The sequence below is a fragment of the Pseudomonas psychrophila genome (genome assembly GCF_001043005.1).
GTDB lineage: Bacteria > Pseudomonadota > Gammaproteobacteria > Pseudomonadales > Pseudomonadaceae > Aquipseudomonas > Aquipseudomonas psychrophila.
Genome location: NZ_JYKZ01000086.1, coordinates 1 through 586 on the forward strand (window position 1 = coordinate 1; position 586 = coordinate 586).

Below are 586 nucleotides of genomic sequence, written 5' to 3' on the forward strand. Positions count from 1 at the left end.
GACATGGTCATGACCGAGAAATTAGAGCAGCACGAAGCCAAACAAACGAGCGGTGCCGGTACACCCATTGCCAAGAAACTGATCGCCTATGGTGGGTACCACACCAACAACGTTCCGGGTCATGATCCTGAATTGACTGAAACTGGCCCTGGTACTCCGATGGGAGAGTATCTGCGCCGCTTCTGGCATCCGGTATGTATGGCGCTAGAGCTGACAGATACCCCTCGCTTCCTGAAAATCATGGGTGAAGAGTTAGTTGCGTTCCGGGATGGCAGTGGCCAGATCGGTCTTTTGCATGCCCATTGCTGCCATCGCGGGGCGTCATTGGAATATGGCGCTATCCAAGAGCGCGGTATTAAGTGTTGCTACCACGGAATGGTGTTTGACGTCGACGGAGCCTGCTTGCACGTGCCTTTCCCCGCAGGTGAGGAGAAAGAGTCCGAAAAATATGCCTGCTCAATTCGACAAGGTGCGTACAAAGCGTTCGAGCGGCATGGCCTGGTCTTCGCGTACATGGGGCCTCCAGATGAGGAGCCACCGTTCCCTGAGTGGGAGGAAAACTTCACTGTCGCCGAGGGTGATGAGT

The 586-nt window shown here is 54.9% G+C and carries 1 protein-coding gene; it reads left to right on the top strand.

What is annotated here, in order from left to right; all coding sequences use genetic code 11:
- Nucleotides 1-586, top strand: a 586-nt coding sequence (locus tag TU76_RS24205; protein WP_239660163.1) for a Rieske 2Fe-2S domain-containing protein, incomplete at both ends; no start/stop codon positions are given.